The 18,996-nt window shown below is 32.1% G+C and carries 13 protein-coding genes and 2 pseudogenes; 6 read left to right on the top strand and 9 right to left on the bottom strand.

Features of this window, described 5'->3' with window-relative positions:
* Window positions 1-114, top strand: a pseudogene (locus tag FOF46_RS32800) (IS982 family transposase); the annotation flags it as partial.
* Window positions 115-218: 104 nt separating this feature from the next.
* Here the strand turns inward: FOF46_RS32800 and FOF46_RS28250 are convergent.
* Genes FOF46_RS28250 through FOF46_RS28240 form a run of 3 tightly spaced genes read right to left on the bottom strand, consistent with a single transcriptional unit; the run spans window position 219 to window position 1,722 of the window.
* A complete protein-coding gene (locus FOF46_RS28250) occupies window positions 219-740 on the bottom strand; it encodes a GNAT family N-acetyltransferase (protein WP_160114266.1) in 522 nt (173 codons plus the stop codon).
* A 4-nt stretch (window positions 741-744) separates the two neighbouring features.
* Window positions 745-1,050 (bottom strand): DUF1272 domain-containing protein, encoded by a 306-nt coding sequence (locus tag FOF46_RS28245; protein ID WP_109437562.1) that lies wholly within the window; start codon window positions 1,048-1,050, stop codon window positions 745-747.
* Window positions 1,051-1,062: 12 nt separating this feature from the next.
* Window positions 1,063-1,722 (bottom strand): pyridoxamine 5'-phosphate oxidase family protein, encoded by a 660-nt coding sequence (locus tag FOF46_RS28240; RefSeq protein ID WP_109437563.1) that lies wholly within the window; start codon window positions 1,720-1,722, stop codon window positions 1,063-1,065.
* Between the two features lie 84 nt (window positions 1,723-1,806).
* Between FOF46_RS28240 and pdxR the strand changes: the two genes are divergently transcribed.
* From pdxR to FOF46_RS28220, 4 genes are all read left to right on the top strand, one after another.
* On the top strand, window positions 1,807-3,294 hold the full coding sequence (gene pdxR / locus FOF46_RS28235; protein ID WP_109437564.1) for a MocR-like pyridoxine biosynthesis transcription factor PdxR: 1,488 nt from the start codon (window positions 1,807-1,809) through the stop codon (window positions 3,292-3,294).
* Between the two features lie 638 nt (window positions 3,295-3,932).
* Complete coding sequence (locus FOF46_RS28230; RefSeq protein ID WP_143918819.1) at window positions 3,933-6,956, top strand: SusC/RagA family TonB-linked outer membrane protein; 3,024 nt, start codon at window positions 3,933-3,935, stop codon at window positions 6,954-6,956.
* Window positions 6,957-6,973: 17 nt separating this feature from the next.
* Window positions 6,974-8,503, top strand: coding sequence for a RagB/SusD family nutrient uptake outer membrane protein (locus FOF46_RS28225; protein ID WP_143918818.1), 1,530 nt, complete (start codon window positions 6,974-6,976; stop codon window positions 8,501-8,503).
* 180 nt (window positions 8,504-8,683) lie between these two features.
* Window positions 8,684-12,022, top strand: a complete 3,339-nt coding sequence (locus FOF46_RS28220) for a VCBS repeat-containing protein (RefSeq protein ID WP_143918817.1) — start codon at window positions 8,684-8,686, stop codon at window positions 12,020-12,022.
* Here the strand turns inward: FOF46_RS28220 and FOF46_RS28215 are convergent, their stop codons facing one another.
* The 4 genes from FOF46_RS28215 to FOF46_RS28200 form a co-directional block, all read right to left on the bottom strand.
* Window positions 12,023-12,418, bottom strand: coding sequence for a ribosomal maturation YjgA family protein (locus tag FOF46_RS28215; RefSeq protein ID WP_208746830.1), 396 nt, complete (start codon window positions 12,416-12,418; stop codon window positions 12,023-12,025). It lies immediately after the preceding gene.
* A 19-nt stretch (window positions 12,419-12,437) separates the two neighbouring features.
* Window positions 12,438-13,007, bottom strand: a complete 570-nt coding sequence (locus tag FOF46_RS28210) for a pentapeptide repeat-containing protein (RefSeq protein WP_143918816.1) — start codon at window positions 13,005-13,007, stop codon at window positions 12,438-12,440.
* Window positions 13,008-13,041: 34 nt separating this feature from the next.
* On the bottom strand, window positions 13,042-13,419 hold the full coding sequence (locus FOF46_RS28205) for a VOC family protein (RefSeq protein WP_143918815.1): 378 nt from the start codon (window positions 13,417-13,419) through the stop codon (window positions 13,042-13,044).
* 71 nt (window positions 13,420-13,490) lie between these two features.
* Window positions 13,491-14,663 (bottom strand): proline dehydrogenase family protein, encoded by a 1,173-nt coding sequence (locus FOF46_RS28200; RefSeq protein WP_143918814.1) that lies wholly within the window; start codon window positions 14,661-14,663, stop codon window positions 13,491-13,493.
* A gap of 168 nt (window positions 14,664-14,831) precedes the next feature.
* On the opposite strand from FOF46_RS28200, the gene aroB reads away from it, so the two are divergent.
* The gene (aroB, locus tag FOF46_RS28195; protein WP_143918813.1) at window positions 14,832-15,902 is read left to right on the top strand and encodes a 3-dehydroquinate synthase; all 1,071 of its coding nucleotides are present in this window, start codon (window positions 14,832-14,834) and stop codon (window positions 15,900-15,902) included.
* A 26-nt stretch (window positions 15,903-15,928) separates the two neighbouring features.
* Here the strand turns inward: aroB and FOF46_RS28190 are convergent, their stop codons facing one another.
* Window positions 15,929-18,745 carry a tetratricopeptide repeat-containing sensor histidine kinase gene (locus tag FOF46_RS28190; RefSeq protein ID WP_143918812.1) on the bottom strand — a complete coding sequence of 939 codons (2,817 nt, stop codon included), beginning with the start codon at window positions 18,743-18,745 and terminating at the stop codon, window positions 15,929-15,931.
* Window positions 18,746-18,882: 137 nt separating this feature from the next.
* Window positions 18,883-18,996 (bottom strand): annotated as a pseudogene (locus FOF46_RS32795) (IS982 family transposase); the annotation flags it as partial.

Here is an 18,996-nt window from a genome sequence, read left to right as displayed (position 1 = left end):
GAGGGATTTAAAAATAGAATCTTATCAAAGATCACAGCAATGACCATTATTCAATATATCAATAGGTTTGAATTCAACAGAAATATAAACAACCTAAAAATTAATATTAACTAAATGCACAACGGGTAATCAATAACTAAAAATATAAAAAAGGTTATAGTACGATATTTAATATTTTTTCTGCAACCGTTCTAAAATATCATAAAGCGAATCAGATATTATAATTTAATTTTCATCGCCCAAAATTGAAAAGTCTCATTTCCTATGGTAAAATTATGTTCTCCAGCAACTTGATACCCTTTATTTTTATAAAAAGATACGGCTTGTTCTTTTTTCTTTAAATTTGATAACCACAAATAGGTATATGATAGATCTATAGCAGCTTCTATCATTTGTTGATGCAATTTACTTCCTATACCTTGACCTTCATATCCCTGCAAAAGATATATCCGTTGAAGTTTACATACATTTTGATCCTTTATAAATTCTGATGGAGAATTTAATTTCAATTTACCATAACCTATTGGTTTTGAGCTCTCAAAATCTTCTACAAGCCAATATAAATTATCAGGATTAGCCAAACTTTTTTCTATTTTATCCAATGAAAATGCTATGTTCAGATATTCTGTTATAGTATTTCGTTTATCAAAAAACTGCCCATAAGACTGATCAAAAGTCTTTGCTCCTAAATAAGAAATACTCTTTGCATCTTTAACATTAGCCCTTCTTATATCAATCATAACATTATCTTTTAGCCGGTTCAACATCTATAAACATGTTTAAAATTTCATTAAAAGATTCTTTGTCTACGGGTTTGTAAACTACCCTTTCTCCTATAGGATATTTTTCTACACAATTCCCAGTAATACAATTAACAGGGCGTGTTGGTCTTTTTTCAAAACCACCTCCACAATTTGGACATACATTAAATAAAATATTCTCTACGCAATCTTTACAGAAAGTACACTCAAAAGAACAAATCATTGCATCTACACTATGATTTGGTAGATCCTTATTACAATTTTCACAAGTGGGTCTTACTTCAAGCATATTATTCTTGTTTTATCTATTTTGGTTTATATAATCAAGTACTTCTTTTGGTTCTTTAACTCCTTCTTGTAGATTATCATCAGAAATAGCATTATTAGCAATTTGTCTTAAAGGAACTACACCTGCCCATATTGGTAATTTATAATCTTCTGCTTCATCTACCACTCCTTCTGCCCTAACCTTTGCTGAAGCTGTTTTAATACTTAATTCTAAAACTAAAGTAGCATTAAACTCCTTTTCATTGGGCTGTCTTACATTATCCCAATGACCAGAGACCATATGATTTAAAATACATGCAAGTGCATCCATTTTTTCTTTTGGATTTTCGACTTTACGTACCTCTCCAAATACATTTACCGATCTATAATTTGCTGAATGATGAAAAGCAGACCTTGCCAAAACCAAGCCATCCAGATGCGTTACTGAAAGACTCGCCTCACCAACATCTAATAAATTTAGCATCATTCGATTCTTAAGAGATCCATGAATATAAATTTTATCTTCTTTTCTTCCATAAGCAGTAGGAATTACTATAGCTTGACCTTTAAACACATAACCGACATGGCACAAAAATGTATCATCTAAGATTTCATTTATAGTATTTATGTCATATATCGCTCTCTTAGGGCCTCTAACTACTTTATTAAGTTCTGATATTGAATAATCTGCCATAATATATTTTTATTTCACGTTCAAAAATAATAGCTTTATGGTACATTAAAACAACCCAGTTTACAAATATTTAATAGTCCAGTATTGTTTCCTTTTAAAAATAATATCATTCTTGATCGTAATATTAATCGAAATCTGTATCTACAATTATGTGATCAAATTATTGGCTTTATAAAATCAGGAAAACTACCTCCATCCACCAAATTACCAGGGTCACGAAAATTAGCTGAAAACCTATCTATACATCGTAAAACCGTTATAGCTTCTTATGAAGAGCTTATTTCTCAGGGATGGATAGAAACCATACCTGCAAGAGGAACATTTGTCAGCAGTATATTGCCTATCGTTAATCCGTTAGGCTTTGATCGATCTTTTGCTGAGATGAAAACAAAAGACAAAAGCGGATTTACTTTTTCTAAGCGTACTCATTTGGTGCGAAAATTAAGTATTTCAAACACAGAGCAAACATTAAAAATAGACGATGGAAGCCCTGACCATAGATTAGCTCCGATAGACGAAATAGCAAAAATATACCGAAACATTAGCAAAAAAATGTACAATAAGGATTTATTGACTTATGGATCTATCTATGGAAATATCGAATTAAGAAAAGCCTTAATGTACTATCTAAATCAAACTCGCGGGTTAGATATCAAAATTGACAATATTTTAATTACTCGAGGTAGTCAGATGGGAATTTATCTTGCCGGCCAACTATTACTTTCAAATAAAAATCGAGTTATTGTTGGTTCTACTAATTACATAACAGCTGATAATACATTTATAGAATCAGGAGGAATTATAGAAAGAGTTCCTGTTGACGAAGAAGGTTTGGATACCAAGTGTATTGAAAAACTATGTAAATCCAAAGAAATAAAAGCAGTCTATGTAACTTCTCATCATCATCATCCAACAACTGTAACTCTTTCTGCCAAAAGGCGTATGCATTTATTACAATTGGCTCAACACTATAATTTTGCTATAGTAGAAGATGATTACGATTATGATTTTCATTACAGTAATGCTCCTATTTTACCTCTTGCCAGTAATGACAATAAAGGCAATGTAATTTATATTGGAGGATTTACCAAGATTATCGCTCCAGCTATGAGAATTGGATATCTGATAGCTTCAAAAGATTTTATTGATGAGGCCGCAAGTTTGAGACGCATTATTGATCGTCAAGGAGATCAGTTACTCGAACAAACAATAGCACAAATGATTACTTCGGGGGATGTACAACGTCATTCTAACAAAGTGCTCAAAATATATAAAACGAGACGTGACTTATTCTGCTCTTTATTAAAAGAAAAACTAAATCCTTATTTTGATTTTAGAATTCCTAATGGAGGTATGGCGGTTTGGACAAAACTTAACAAGTCTTATCATTGGGATGATATATATAGAGAAGCTAAAAAACTTCACTTAGAACTCAATCCTAATTGGCGACGTTATGACAATAATAACTCCAATCATAATGGAGTTCGAATGGGTTTTGCCGCATTAAACGAAGATGAGATTAGAGAAGTTATCAATAGACTAGAAAAAGTCATGAACTGTATAAATTCTTGATTTTTATTCTATTAAAGAAAAGTAAAAACAAACTCTTTCAGCACGTAGAAATATCTTTTTTGACTTCTTTTTTACGGTAGAACCTCTAAACAAAACCATCCAAAACCTTAATTCTTTGTGAAATTCAAAAAAACAAACACAACACACTTAAAAACAAACCTTTAACCATTTATTTTTTTACTTTCTACATCAAAAAAACACAATTTTAAGAGTGCAACAAATCATTTGTGGCATGTTTCTAATCATATGTAATCCATTTGTATAAAATCATTCCGAACATTTACATCATCAACCAATTTAGTAGTTTTTTAAGTTAATTTTTAATAAAATTGAATTATATAGATTAAAAAAACATGAAATATTCAAAATGATTCCTAAATCATTTTTTAAAACTCTTCATGGCTCGCAATTTTTAAAATTTTCACTTTTCAAACTTATTCATTTGGTTAAAAGAGTTCTTTATCACTCAGGGAGCTCATTCGACAACTTTTAATTGGAAACAAAAGTTAGCGGTTATTGTGCAGTATTATTTATAACCAAATAAAAAAACTAACCAGGCGAATAATACTTCATAAGCAACCGAGACATATTTAAGTAAGGGATACTTTATTAAATTTTTCACATTTCAACAATTAATTATGAAAGAACTATTTTTTAATTTATCCAGAAAACGTTTGATTCTGGGGCTACTCACAGCACTGATGGGAATCTATCAAGTCTATGCACAACAAACGATAACCGGTAAGGTTGTTGGAGAAGACGATGTAGGTATTCCTGGAGTAAATGTTTTAGTTAAAGGTACTACTACAGGTCAAATTACTGATTTTGACGGTAATTTTAGTATTTCTGCTACAGAAAATGATGTTATTACCATTTCATATTTAGGGTTTATTACTCAAAATATAACGGTAGGTAATCAAACAACAATCAACGTAAAACTTTTAGCTGATACCCAAGCTTTAGATGAGATTGTGGTTATTGGGTATGGAACGGCAAGAAAAAGTGATCTTACAGGTTCTGTTTCACAAGTTTCTGCAAAATCTTTTGAAGGTCAACCTCTAGCACGTCTGGAAGAAGCTTTACAAGGTAGAGCTGCAGGAGTTACTGTTGCAAAAGCAAACGGAGCGCCAGGGGCAGCTATTAAAGTAAGAATTAGAGGAGCTAACTCTATTAACCGAAGTAATGACCCTCTAGTTGTTATTGATGGTTTTATTGGTGGTGACTTAAGTACATTAAACCCTAATGATATTGCATCGATAGATGTATTAAAAGATGCCTCTGCAACAGCAGTTTATGGATCACGAGGATCTAATGGAGTGGTTTTGGTAAGTACTAAAAAAGGTAAAGGCGTTACAAAAGTAGATGTTGATTTTTTTACGACAATATCTACAGTACCAGATTTAATACCTACTTTGGGGGCAGCTGATTTTGCTAGAATTGAAAATTCAAGAAGAATCCGAGGCGGTGGATCTGCAATTTTCACAGATCAAGAAATAGCTGGTTTTGCGGCTAATGGAGGAACAAATTATCAAGATGAGATATTTCAAACTGCAATAAGTCAAAACTTACAACTATCTGCAAGTGGATCTGAAGGAAAGATTGGATATTTTATATCTGGTAATTATGTCAATCAAGAAGGTGTCGTAATTAATACTAATTATGAACGATATTCATTACGTTCTAACGTTAACGCAAACATCTCTGACAAGTTTAAAATTGGGTTTAATATATTTGGTAGTAGAACCACTACAATAAATGATTTAAATCAATTTGGTCGATTTCAAGGAAGTGTAGTGTTAAATGCTTTATCCTGGGACCCTACTACTCCAATCTTTGATGAAAATGGAAATTACAATAATGTTTCTGAAAGAAATTTGGCATCCCTTAACTATAATCCAGTTGCGAACCTAACACTGGCCAATGTTGAAAATATAAGAGACAGAATTGACGCCAATATCAACCTAAGTTATGATATATTAGAAAATCTTAACTATACTCTAATAGCAGGAGCAACAACTTTTAATGGGTCCAATGAAAGTTACAGAACATTTAGAGCTGACCCTCCAACGGCTGGTTTTGGAGACAATAAAAATACGACTCATCAGATCAGTAATATTCTTACCTGGAGCAAAGAATTTGGTCAACACAATGTAAAGGCTACCGGAGTCTATGAATTTTCTGGGATACAGAATCGTTTTAATGGATATAATGCTGCTCGTCTTTTTGTTCCTGGTGGATTCTATTTTGCAGAAACTGCTCCTGGATCTGGCCAATCTGTTTTTAATAATTTTTCAGAAAGAAGTATTCAATCCCTAATGGCCCGTGGTGAATATATTTATAATAATGCCTTATTTGTCACAGGAACAATTCGTATGGATGAGTCTTCAGTATTTCGATCAGAAAACAGAAGAGGATATTTTCCTTCTGTAGCTTTAGCATATTCATTTGATAATATGACATTTATAGAAAACAGTAATGTTTTTAGCAGTCTTAAACTAAGAGCTGGTTGGGGACAAGTAGGTAACGAAAACATAGACCCTTACACTACTTTTCCTAATGTACAAAATGCAAATTTTTCATTCAATGGATCAGATTCTACACCTGGTGTAGCACCTAACAGTTTTGGTAACCCTGATCTAAAATGGGAAACCACAACACAGACCAATATTGGTATAGATTTAGGTTTTTTAAACGGGAGAGCAAACCTGTCTATAGATGCCTACCAAAAAAACACAACAGATCTACTCCTTGATGACCCTGTAATCCCTTCTAACGGTGGTAATGTAACAATTTCAAAAAACATTGGAGAAGTAGAAAACAAAGGAATTGATGTTGCTATTTCTGCAGATGTAATCAATACAGATAATTTTAACTGGAATACCAATTTTAATCTATCCCATTTTAAAAATGAAGTAACTGACTTAGGTGGTCGTGATGAAATTCAAGGAACTTTTGGTAGTATCGATGGACAAGGTAGAACCTGGAACATTATACAAGTAGGTCAACCTTTAGGGCAATTTAATGGAGCTACTTTTTTAGGAACCTGGAAAACATCTGAAGCAGCTGAAGCGGCAACATTTGGAAGAGCACCGGGGGACGCCAGATATCTTAGAGATGAAAATGGAGATATTGTATTTAGTGCTATTGGTAACGGTACACCTACATTAACGTGGGGTTTTAACAATACTATTACTTATAAAAACTGGGATCTAAATATATTCTTTCAAGGAGTACACGGTTTTGATATCTTAAATGCTGTACAAGGTGTAATCGTTGGTAACACAGGAAATCAAAGAAGTTTTTTAGCTCCAGAACAATTAAATCAATGGACACCGCAAAATGAAACAGATATTCCCGCAGGAGGACCGAATGAAGCCGGATCAACACGCTATATAGAAAAAGGGGATTTTATCAGACTTAGCAATCTTACTTTAGGATACACATTAAAAGATGTAAAACATTTAAATGCCAATGTTAAGCTGTATATAACAGGACAGAATTTATTCTTAATCACAGATTATTCTGGATATGACCCTGAGCTCACATCTGTCCCGGCAGATGATAATGCAGGAAATAAAAGTGTAGATGTAGCAGCAGGTATAAATGCAGGAGCCTACCCAAATCCAAGATCATTCATTTTTGGAGTAAAAGTAGGGTTTTAACACAAAAAACAAATTTTATGAAAACAACATATAACAAAAAAATAAAAAGCAAAATAAGATATTTATTATCAGTAGTGATAATAACATCTATTTTTCAAAGTTGTGCAGATTTGGATGAAGATCCAACAATAGCGCAACTAGCTCCGGGTGCATATTCTAAAATTCAAGAATTAGAACTAGGAGTTACCGGAGTTCATGCTAGATTAAATGATGCTTCCTGGATGACCACTTTTTATGCTCCTTTCTGGGCTGGAGATGATATTACTACCCATTTTGGAAGTAACAAAGCTGAATTTAGAGAATTTGATCAACGTCAAGTTTCTCAAGCAAACTCTAGAGTTAAAAATAATTGGGAAGCGATTTACAGAACAATTCGTGCTGCAAATACTGTTATATCTAATAACGAAGGACTTATTCTTACTGACCCCGGTGAAATAGAAACTCAAACTCGGTTAATTGCAGAAGTTTACTTTTTAAGAGGGGTAATGTTTTTTCATTTAGCCAGAATTCATGGACAAATACCTTTACCACTCGTTCCTGATCCAGATCAACAATTAGGTTTATCAGATCAGGTAACCGTTTATGAGCAAATCGAATCTGATCTCTTAGCAGCAGAAAGTGGATTACCAGATGTATACCCTGGAGTTAATGCAGGAGCCCCCAGACCCAACAGCGGTTCTGCGAGAGCATTATTAGCCAGATTATATTTGGATTGGGCAGGTTTTCCTGTTAAAGACAATGCAAAGTATGCAGAAGCTGCTACAAGTGCAAAACAAGTTATCGATAACAGTGCTGCACACAATTTTGCTCTACTAGATGACCTCGAGGATTTATGGACCTTAGCAAATGTATTTAATAGCGAGTCTGTATGGACAATACCTTATTGCAAGAGTTGTGGTCAGCCTAATCGTAAATTTGGAAAACTAGGTAATCCTTCAGACTTAGCTGGTTGGCAAGAAACTTTTGCTGAAATTCGATTTTTTGAAGATTTCCCAGAAGGCCCCAGAAAAGAAGCAACATATAGAACAGAGCATGATTGGGAAAACTTTAATGATCAACCAACTCCTGTTTTCAAGAAAATTGTAGGTCCTATTGAAGATAATTTGGCTCCTGACTTTCAAACGGATCGAAATGATTTCTTTATACGATATGCAGAAGTATTATTGATATATGCAGAAGCTTCTGCTCGATCAGGCAATATTACTGCAGAGGCATGGGAGGCATTAAATATGATTCGAAGAAGAGCCGAAGGGTTACCGTTTAATACTCCAAATGCAGGAGTAGATGTAACTACAGGTGATCTGGCAGAATTAGCGTTTACAGAGAGAAAATGGGAATTTGCAGGAGAATATTTACGTTGGAATGATCTGGTAAGAATGGAACGCGTCGAACAAGCACTCTCTAATAGAACTCCCCAAACTTCTATGAATAGTAGTGGTGAATTATTACCAGAATTCAACCCTATTAAAGGTTCTTTGGGTACTGATAATTACTTTGCCCCTATTCCGCAAAGAGAAATCGACCTTAATCCAAGTGTTAATAACTAGATGAAAAAAGATTAAACAAACTGAATTAATTATTTTTAAACACAACGGTGAAGTTTTAACCGGTTTTACCGTTGTGTATTTTACAACAACCATTATAAATCAGGCTGAAGATACTACTACACTATGAAAATTTTGGATATAAAATTGTACTCATCAAAATATTTAAGAACTATAGCTCTGATGGGAGTAATTTGTCTTTTCTATACCTCTTGTTCAGAATCAGAAAACAATTCTATATCAAAAGAAAATACAGAAACAAAAAAACTATTTACTTCGATTCTTCCTGATCAATCTGGTATTGATTTTGAAAATACATTAACAGAAACTTTAGAGTCTAATTATTATCAATATATGTATACTTATATTGGAGGAGGTGTTGCCTCAGCAGACTTTAATAATGATGGACTAATAGATTTATTTTTTATTTCAAATACATCTGACAACAAACTTTATATAAATAAAGGAAATTTTAAATTTGAAGATATTACCAAAACATCCGGTATAGAAAAAAGAAAAGGATTTGATACCGGGGTAACTATAGCCGATGTAAATAATGATGGTTTTCTGGACATCTATATCTCTCGTGGAGGGTGGCAAGATGAAAATAATGCATTTGCCAATATGCTTTATATTAATAACGGTCCATCTACAAGCTCAGGACAAATAACTTTTACTGAAAAAGCTGAAGAACTTGGGTTAGCTGATGCAAATAGAACAATACAAGCTACATTTTTTGATTATGACAATGACAATGATCTTGATGTATACATTTCTAATACTCCTGATATCACTAGTAGAGCTAAAGTAATCGATCTTAATGCTGTACAAAAAGATTCTAAAACACTTACACTTAAAGGGTGCGACAGGTTATATAACAATGATGGAACAGGTCATTTTACTGATGTTTCTGAGAAAGCAGGGCTTTTATACGACATTGGGTTTGGGCTAAATCCACAAGTAGGAGATCTTAATAATGATGGTTGGCAAGATATATACGTTTGCAATGATTTTAATGTACCCGATTTGGTGTACATCAATAATACCGATGGCACATTTACAGAGTCTAAAGACAAACTATTTAAACATATGTCATTTAATAGCATGGGGAGTGATATTGCAGATATCAATAACGATGGGTTGATGGATATTATGACTTTAGACATGAATCCTGAGGATTATGTACGATCCAAAACCACTATGGCGATGACTTCTATAGCAAAATTTGAAGCGATGACAAAGAATGGATATCACCATCAATATATGCATAATATGCTTCAGCTTAATAACGGTAATTCCACCTTTAGTGAGATAGCAAATATGGCCGGTATGGCAAATACTGATTGGAGTTGGTCTATATTATCTGCCGATTTTGACCTAGATGGTTATAACGATATCTATGTTACTAATGGTGTATATAGAGATGTTATTGACCGAGATAAGAATAATGAAATCCTTCAGATATTAAGAAACAATAATAGAAAACCATCTCCAGAAGATTTTTTAAAATTTGCTCAGATGTTACCTCAGCAAAAACTAACAAATTATTTTTTTAAAAACAATGGAGATCATACTTTTGAAAACACTTCAGCAAAATGGGCAGATAGCATACCCACATTTTCAAATGGTGCAACTTATGCAGATCTAGATAACGATGGAGATCTTGATATAGTAGTCAATAATATAAATGATAAAGCTACAGTACTTAAAAATAATGCTATACAAACAAAAACCAGTAGTTTTCTTAAAGTTGAGTTACAAGGGCCAGAAAAAAATAAATTTGGAGTCGGTACAACAGTAAAACTTCATTTCATAAACAACAACAAACAATCTCGTCAACTTATAAATACAAGAGGTTTTTTATCTTCTGTTTCAAATGTTTTACATTTCGGCTTTCAAAAAAATGACTCTATTGCAAAAATCGATATCCTTTGGCCAGATGGAAAACAACAAGAAATTATAAGTGCAAATGCAAATCAGACCATCAAAGTGGATTATATAGATGCATCACTTATAGAAGAAAACAATACTTCACCCGAAAAGATAGCTAACACTACACTTTTTAGTAAAATAGCATCTAATTATAATCATACCGAACAACCATTTAATGATTATGATTTACAGATATTGCTACCTCATAAACTTTCTCAAACAGGACCAGCAATAGCAAAAAGCGACGTCAATAGTGATGGATTAGAAGATATTTATATCGGTGGAGCTCATAAACAACCCGGTACTCTTTTAATCCGACAAAAGAACAATCGTTTTAAGCATATACTTGTAAAAGATTTTGTAAGCGATAAACAAAGAGAAGATGTCGGAGCTTCATTTTTTGATGCTGACAATGATGGAGATCAAGACCTTTATGTTGTGAGTGGGAGTTATGAGTTTAGTAAGAACCCTAAATTATTACAGGACAGATTATATTTAAATGATGGTCATGGAAATTTTTCAAAAACAACGCAAGCACTTCCAGAAGTAATAACTGCTGGATCTGTTGTCGTTCCCGCTGATTATGATAACGATGGAGATATTGATTTATTCGTTGGAGGACGTGTTATACCAGGAAAATATCCATATTCACCTATAAGTTATTTATTGGTCAATACCAAAGGTACATTTAGTCGTGCAACACAAGAATTAGCTCCAGAACTGGAACAAATAGGAATGGTCACTGATGCTGTATGGACAGATATTAATGGAGATAACGCCTTAGATTTAATAGTCACTGGAGAATGGATGGGAATTGAAGTCTTTATCAACACAAAAAATAAACTTATAAAAAGTACTCAGTATAAAACCCTGTCAACTACAACGGGTTGGTGGAATACTGTATTAGTTTCAGATGTTGACAATGATGGAGATCAAGATATTATAGCAGGAAACCTGGGAACAAACTATAAATTTCATGCCTCTAAAGAAAAGCCTTTTCATGTATATACTCATGATTTTGATTTTAATGGAAATGAAGATATCATTTTGGCAAAATATTATAATGATAAAAAAGTTCCTGTAAGAGGAAAAGTATGTACTGCACAACAAATTCCACATTTAGCGAGGAAAATTCCAACATATAATGAATTTGCAAATGGTGATCTCAATAGTATCCTAGGGAAAGGTCTAGAATCTGCTTTGCACTATAAAGCTGTAGAATTTCGTTCGGGTATATTTTTGAATAAAGGAGATAACAATTATACCTTCTCCCCTTTTCCTCAACAAGTTCAACAGTCTCCGATTAATAGTATTTTGTTTGATGATTTTGATGGAGATGGAATAAAGGATTTGGTCTTAGCTGGCAATAATTACCAGTCAGAGGTAGAAACTACTAGAGCAGATGCAGGAATTGGTTCTTTTTTAAAAGGTGATAGTAAAGGTGAATTTTCTCTTCTTTCAAATTTAAAGTCTGGTTTTTTTGCTGATAAAGACGTTAGGCATATGGTGTCCATTAAAACAACAAGAGGTAAGTTGATTATAGTAGCAAATAACAATGATTCAATGGATATATTCAAAAATGAATTATAATTATGAATGCTTTGCAGAGAACATACTAAAAACATTTATTTTCTCTAACCAAAGTATTAAAATAAACCCTAAAGTGTAAGCGATCATATCAAACCATGAAAAAGAGCTTCCAATAATAATTCTGGCTAATTTTGATTCTTGTAGTCCTAAAATAGTAACTATTTGAAAGTATTGCATGATTTCGACGAGATAGCAAAATAAAAGTGCACCTATTGCTACTGTTTTTGGATGAATACCAAAAAAACTTCTGACTCCGTAGTACAAAAGAAGCACAACAAGTGTATCTCCAAAATAAGGTCGAATAATAGCATCATCTATATACATCGCAATACATACTTCTATCAAAAACACAAGAATTGTTAAAGCAAAGTATTTTTTATAAAATCTAAACATCATACATTTTATGTTTTTGGGATCATTCAATATCCAAATCATACTTCATTAATAACCCCTGTAAACCTAAAACACTAAATTTTGCGTTTTTAAGCATATTAGATTCTGGATTAATGTTATAATTCTTAGCCGATCTAAAATCTGTTTTACTTGCAATGGTCCTTTCAAATAAAGCTTCTGCTAAATCACAGTTTGCAAATACGGAACCTGTAAGGTTAGTTTCTGTAAAATCAGCTCTTTTGAGGTTACAACTTCTAAATATTGTATTCTTTAGTTTAAATCCATAAAAAGAGGCATATTCGAGATTGCAATGATCTAATTCTATGGTAAATAAAAAATCATTGCACGTACTAAAATCTATTCCCAGCATTTTACATTCTGTAAAAACTACTTCTTGAAAAGAAGTTTCTTTCATCATTACGTTATTAAAATTACAACGATCAAATTTGCATTCTAAAAAAGTAATTACAGACAGATCTGTATCAGAAAAATTACAATTAAAAAAAATACAATTGTCATATTCTCTGGCAGGTAACTTTTGTCCTGAAAAATTTTTATTGTTGAAAGTTTGATCTAGAATTGAATTGCTCATTATTTAGGCTCTTTGGGAATAATATTTTGAACTCTCAATTTATTCTCCAGGGTGGATTTTTTCTATTATCTCCACCAAAGTATAAAATGATTTGATTCCCATCTGGATCTTTCAATCTTGCCTCTCGCCAAAGCCAACGTTGATCGGTGGGTAACTGATCAAACTCAAGTCCCTCATTACTAATACGTTGTACTTCTGTGTCTAATTTTTCGGTTTCAAAATAAACATATACCCCATCTCCTTTTGGTAATTCTTCAACTTCATGTATAGAAAATGTTGCATTACCCTCTACACATTCAAAACGCGCATAATGCGGTAGCGATTCTACAATAAGACGTAATCCTAATTTTTTATAAAATATAATTGATTTCTCTAGATCAAGAGAAGGTACAGTAATTTGATTTAAATTCATTTTCAGATAATCTCTTAAGTTTTACAAAACATAAAAATAAACTGAAAATTATAAGCCTAATACATTTTTGCCTATAACTTTCTTCGTTTCTTTTCTTGTGACAATAAATTTAACTCTCTACTTGTCTGGCCGGCAACAGATGTGTTTTCTTCTGCCCTTCGTATTAAATAGGGCATTACATCTCGTACAGGTCCAAAAGGTAAGTATTTTGCAACATTATATCCTTCTGCCGCTTGATTGAAACTTATATGATCACTCATACCATAGAGCTGGCCAAACCAAACTCTAAAATCATTTTTGCCAATATTTAGTTTTGTCATCAATTCCATAGCCTTATAACTGCTTTCTTCATTGTGCGTTCCTATAAAAACCGAAATATCATTAAGATGTTCTAGAATATAGGTCATCGTCTCGTCAAAATTTTGATCTGTATGTTCTTTATCCTTACAAATAGGTGTTGGATATCCTTTTTCTTTAGCGCGTTCATTTTCCTTTTCCATATATGCGCCTCGAACGATTTTAACTCCTATTTTAAAATCATGCACCCTTGCTTCTTCATGCAAACGTTTTAAATACTCTAGGCGATCATGTCTATATAATTGCAATGTGTTATAAACAATAGCCTTTTCCTTATTATATTTCCGCATCATTCTGGCAACCAACTCATCTGCAGCGTCCTGCATCCAACTTTCTTCTCCGTCAATTAATAGTGCTACATCGCAATCGTATGCCTTTTTACATACTTTATCAAAACGTTCCTCGATACGCTCCCATTCTTTTTCTTCTTCTGAAGTTAATGTTGTTCCTTCTGTTTTCTTCTGCCAAATTAGAAAGCGCCCAAATCCTGTAGGTTTAAATACACTAAAAGGCATGGCGTCTTTTTCATCGGCAAATTCGAGAAGTTTTAATGTTTTTTCTAGCACCGCATCAAACTGAGTTTCTTCTTCTTTTCCTTCTACAGAATAATCGAGTACAGAACATACTTTTTTAACATACATCTTATCAACTACAGATAAACAATCTTCTTCACTAACTCCACCGCAAAAATGATCAAAAACAGTGGCTCTTATCAATCCCTGAACTGGTAGATGTGCTTTTATTGCAAAATTTGTTACAGCTGTACCTATTCTAACCAAAGGTTCATTAGAAATCATTTTAAAAAGAAAATATGCTCTTTCCAGCTCTGAATCACTCTTCAAAGCAAAGGCTGTTTCTGTATTGTCGAACAAGTTATTTTGACTCATTAATAATTAATTTTTAAGAATCTTCAGTCCAGAAGATATATTACTAAAAATATGATTGATTTTCATCAATCCTTATTGCTTATTTTAGGATATCTGCAAATATAGAACTTGCGAGTTTATTTTTTTGCAAATTCTACTTAATTTCGCCTCTCATTAATTCACCCATATATGAAGCCCATAGTTTCAAAAGATTCAACCGTTTTTTTTGGTCAGGAATGTTATACTACGTTAAACAATTATTTAGAAAAAGCTAATCATTCTAAGATTTGTATTCTTGTAGATAGCAATACACATGAATATTGTTTATCATTATTTATGAGTAAAATCGAAAAAGAGTATGATATTGAAGTTATTGAAATAGAAAGTGGTGAAATTCATAAAACTATTGAAACTTGTAGTGGTATATGGAATGCACTATCAGAGTTAGGTATGGATCGCAAAAGTCTAATGATTAACCTAGGAGGTGGTGTAATTACTGATATCGGTGGTTTTATAGCGTGTACATATAAGAGGGGAATTACATATATCAATATCCCAACTTCATTATTGGCTATGGTAGATGCCTCTGTTGGTGGAAAAACAGGTGTTGACTTAGGAAATTTGAAAAATATGGTCGGAGTGATTAGTGAATCTGAAATGGTTTTAATAGATACCGAATATCTTACAACATTACCAGTTAACCAAATGTGTAGTGGATTCGCAGAAATGTTAAAACACGGACTTATACAAGATCGTCAATATTGGGAAAAAATAAGTGATTTATCACAACTGGATTTTGAAGATTTAGATCAAATGATTTATGATTCTGTTGTTATTAAAAATAAAATTGTTTTTGAAGATCCTACAGAACAAAACATTAGAAAGTACCTAAATTTCGGGCATACCCTGGGACATGCAATAGAATCTTTTTATCTAACACATCCCGAAAAAACCACACTATTACATGGAGAAGCTATAGCCATAGGGATGATAATGGAAGCATATCTTTCTACCCAGGTACTATCCTTATCTTCTGATGATCTTGAATATATTAGTCAGGTGATCTTGGCTACATTCCCAAAAATAGATATTGACCCTAATACATATCAAGGCATTATGGACTTACTAATTCATGATAAAAAGAATGAAAAAGGAAATATTTATTTTGTTTTATTATCTGCAATTGGAGAAGCAAAATATAATTGCACCGCATCAGACGAACTAATACTTAAATCCTTTGAATATTATGCTTCACTCTAATTTTTAACGGCATTATAAAATTTGATTTAAAAATTTATAACATTAAGAAACTGTGAAACAGACCTTTTAAGTAGATTACGTTTTGCAATAACCTTTTTCTCTATAAATGGTATATTAATTTCTATTACAGTTCCTCTATTTCTTAACGTATCAATATACATAGTACCGCCTAATGTTTTTGTTCTCGAAGAGATATTACTTAACCCTATTCCTTTTGAGGACTTTTCCACATCAAAACCAATTCCGTCATCTTCAATGATAAGCTTAATCGTTTCATCCAGGATTGTGAATTGTAAATCTACTCTCTCTGCATATGCATGTTTAATAATATTACTCATTAATTCCTGAGTGATTCTATATAATTCGATTTTTATTGTATCCTCGAGTTGATTAAACCCAGACGAAGGAAAGAAATCATTATGTATTGCAAAAGTGCATGTCTTTGATAAATCGGTTAGATAATCGTTTATTAATTTTTCAAACGTATTATTAAGAATTTTAGGAGGGATTAAATGATGCGACAATGCACGCACCTCATTATATGTTCCATTTACATTCTTTATTATAGTTTGCAGATCAGAATCAGAAACTCCTGATAGTTTATTTAAATCCAATTTTATAGCAGCTAGATTTCCTCCTATCCCATCATGTAATTCTTTTGCTATTCTTTCTCTTTCCTTTTCTCTACCATCATGATTTGCATTTATTGCTTCTATTTCTTTTTTAGCTATTATCTTTTGTGTTTTTAATCTCTGACGATAATACATTATTGTAAAGAAAGATGCCAATAAAGCAAGGATCCCTCCTGCTATAGCTATATTTCTAAGAATAGCTTCACGTGCTAACTGTGATTTTTGAATTTTTATTTGATTATTTTGAATTTCTTTTTCTGCAATTTGCAGACTATTCTCCATATTTAATTGATCAATCAAGCTTTTTCGTTGTGCAGCTTTTAATTGAATTATATCTCGCTCTTTTCGTTCTTTTTCCAAATCTGTTTCCAGATTCACTCTATATAATTCATCTTTTTGACTATTAAATAAAATAGCTTGATATTCTTTCTCTTTTTGAAGAAGTAAAATTTCTTTTTCTTTTTTATCAGTATCGTATTTTATCTGTATATCTGCAATTTGTTTAATCTTATTGAGGCTAAAAATACTATCCTTTATTGAAGTATATTTTTTATAATATAATAATCCTTTCTCATGTTCATTTAACTTTTCATAACATTTAGATAGCCAAAAATAATTATTCTGAATTTCGGTTCGGGATTTTGTTTCAAGTGAAAGCTTTAAACTTTTCTGAAAAAAATGTTCTGACTTTTTATAATCTTCCAATTCATAATAAATCATGCCTAATCTAGTATACAATTCTATTGCAACTTTTTTCAACTTTCCTAATTCTTTATCCATTTCTAAAGCCTTATTGAGGTAAGTAAGAGCTTCAGTATTTTTACCCTGGCTACGCATACATTCTGCCATGGCATCATAATAAAGTAGAATTTGTCTAGGGCTTGTATTTTCATCAAACTCATTATAAACCTGATCCAAATATGATATAGCGGTAGTAAATTCTTTTTGTTTGACTTTGGTTCTGCCTAGATTTAAATTTGCAACCATCATTCCTGTTACCCTATTCTTTTCTTTGAAAATAGCCAGTGACTTTTTATAATTTTCTTCAGCCATCTTATAATCATTCAATAGAAAAAAAGCTTCGCCAATATTATTATAAATACCTGGTAATTCGCGTTTATCATTTGATTTTTCATAAAAAACAAGGCTTTCATACAAAAGTTCAATCCCTTTTTGATAATTACCTTGCTCTATATGTACAGCTCCCAACATACCCAGAAGACTAGCTTCATTTTCTTGATCCTCTACTTGTTTTGAGATCTCCAAAGCGTTACCAAAATACTCCAAAGACTTTTGGTAATCTCCTTTAACAATAAGAGCAGTTATCCCTAAATTGGTATATATATTAATAATGTTTTTATAATATCCATGCTTCTGGCAAACTTTTAAAGCTTCTAAATAATACTTTTGACCTTCATCATATTTACCTCTTCTACTAAAAAACAATGCTCTACGCATAGTAATACCACTAATTGCTCTGGGATTATCAATTCTTTTTGCAATTGAAAGTGCTTTTTCGTGATGTCCACTTACCTCTTCTATACTACCGTTTTGCTTAGCTATTAAATCTGCAATTTTTGCATGCAGGTTAATCTGTAGATTGTTATCATTAAGTATTTTTGCAAAGTTTAATGCTTCTTCAGCAAAAGATTTGGCTTTTTCATTTTTTCCATCATCAGAATAAATTTCAATAAGTCCATTCATACTCCAGGCAATTCCATCGGTATCATTTATTTTTTTACAAATTGTTAAACTTTTATGATAATATTCTTTAGCATTTTGGTCATCATGAGTTTTAAGGTATAATTCTCCCATATACCTATATAAGTTCGCTTCATCTTTTTCACTTTTAATCGTAGAAAAGATAGTTTTTGCAATCTCAAAATGCTTAGCAGATTCCTTATACTTACCTGTAATGATATATGCATCACCAATCAACGTATGTGCTCGTCCAATATTTACCTGATCATTTATTTTCTCACTTAATTCTATTACTCTTTCTGCATATTTAATTGTCTTTTTTTGATCTTTATTTTGGTAAACCTTAGCCAAGGCTAATAATGTAGAAGCACGATCTTCACCACTAGAATTTGCCAATCTAGAATTGAGGCTATCAATAACATTACGTTTTTGTGCTTGAATCGCAGGAAGTGAAATAGCAGATACAAAAAACAAAATAACAAAGAAATGTAGCTTAAAAATATTTTTCAAAACAATAGGGGCATTTATAGGAAGCTTAGCTAAAATAAAAAAATTGTTAACTAAAACCTAAAAACTATATTTAAAATACGGTAAACCACATTAGTGCTAAAACATTTAGAATCAAATAAAGTTAACCCGTTGTGCATTTAGTTAATATTAATTTTTAGGTTGTTTATATTTCTGTTGAATTCAAACCTATTGATATATTGAATAATGGTCATTGCTGTGATCTTTGATAAGATTCTATTTTTAAATCCCTC

Source organism: Aquimarina algiphila, from assembly GCF_007489275.1.
GTDB classification, from domain to species: Bacteria; Bacteroidota; Bacteroidia; order Flavobacteriales; family Flavobacteriaceae; genus Aquimarina; species Aquimarina algiphila.
The sequence above is the reverse complement of the archived record's forward strand: the minus strand, read 5'-3'. Positions and strand labels throughout refer to the sequence as shown.

Bases quoted from the DNA above. Each gene is read 5' to 3' on its own strand.
- aroB (WP_143918813.1), top strand. From the start codon at position 14,832: ATGAAGCCCATAGTTTCAAAAGATTCAACCGTTTTTTTTGGTCAGGAA.
- FOF46_RS28225 (WP_143918818.1), top strand. From the start codon at position 6,974: ATGAAAACAACATATAACAAAAAAATAAAAAGCAAAATAAGATATTTA.
- FOF46_RS28245 (WP_109437562.1), bottom strand. From the start codon at position 1,050: ATGCTTGAAGTAAGACCCACTTGTGAAAATTGTAATAAGGATCTACCA.
- FOF46_RS28220 (WP_143918817.1), top strand. From the start codon at position 8,684: ATGGGAGTAATTTGTCTTTTCTATACCTCTTGTTCAGAATCAGAAAAC.
- FOF46_RS28215 (WP_208746830.1), bottom strand. From the start codon at position 12,418: ATGATGTTTAGATTTTATAAAAAATACTTTGCTTTAACAATTCTTGTG.
- FOF46_RS28200 (WP_143918814.1), bottom strand. From the start codon at position 14,663: ATGAGTCAAAATAACTTGTTCGACAATACAGAAACAGCCTTTGCTTTG.
- FOF46_RS28240 (WP_109437563.1), bottom strand. From the start codon at position 1,722: ATGGCAGATTATTCAATATCAGAACTTAATAAAGTAGTTAGAGGCCCT.
- FOF46_RS28210 (WP_143918816.1), bottom strand. From the start codon at position 13,007: ATGAGCAATTCAATTCTAGATCAAACTTTCAACAATAAAAATTTTTCA.
- FOF46_RS28230 (WP_143918819.1), top strand. From the start codon at position 3,933: ATGAAAGAACTATTTTTTAATTTATCCAGAAAACGTTTGATTCTGGGG.
- FOF46_RS28250 (WP_160114266.1), bottom strand. From the start codon at position 740: ATGATTGATATAAGAAGGGCTAATGTTAAAGATGCAAAGAGTATTTCT.
- FOF46_RS28205 (WP_143918815.1), bottom strand. From the start codon at position 13,419: ATGAATTTAAATCAAATTACTGTACCTTCTCTTGATCTAGAGAAATCA.